1 protein-coding gene is annotated in these 501 nt (G+C 45.7%); it reads right to left on the bottom strand.

The annotated features are described in order from the left end of the window. A partial coding sequence (locus tag ACTHS3_RS16810; RefSeq protein ID WP_440368617.1) for a 1-acyl-sn-glycerol-3-phosphate acyltransferase occupies positions 1–419 on the bottom strand: 419 nt, incomplete at its 3' end. Positions 420–501: the final 82 nt, after the last annotated feature.

Raw genomic sequence — 501 nt, 5'->3', positions numbered from 1 at the left:
GCTTTCAATGCCGCACAAATCGCCTGATTAATCGGCTCGACATCACGGCGGGAATTGCGGTTGATAAACACCGTACCGGCATTTTTACCCATTTTCCCCAAAACCGGCCAACCGCTGATTTCCTGTTTCGCAATAAAACTGCTCGGATAAACGGCACTCATGGCAAAAATATCCAACCAAGATACATGATTGGCCACCACCAAAGTACCACTCACATTTCCTTGAGGCGGTACGCCGATTTCCAATTCGATATCCAAAGCATCCAACGCACCTTTTCCCAAAACAACCACAGCGTGATTGCGTTCCTCTGCATTGTTGCCATCAATGGCACGCAAATCCCGGCCGGTTCTGAATAACCAAGCTGCCAAACAGCAAAGTCGGCTCAGACGTTTAAAAAAAGGAGCTTTTTGTTTAGACATAAAATTTCTTCTGTATTGTGTTCATTATGTTCAGACGGCCTCTGACATTTAAGGCCGTCTGAAACTATTTCTGGCAATTTGG

The sequence above is a fragment of the Neisseria sp. P0009.S007 genome, assembly GCF_051962515.1.
This window is presented reverse-complemented; position numbering and strand designations above follow the sequence as displayed.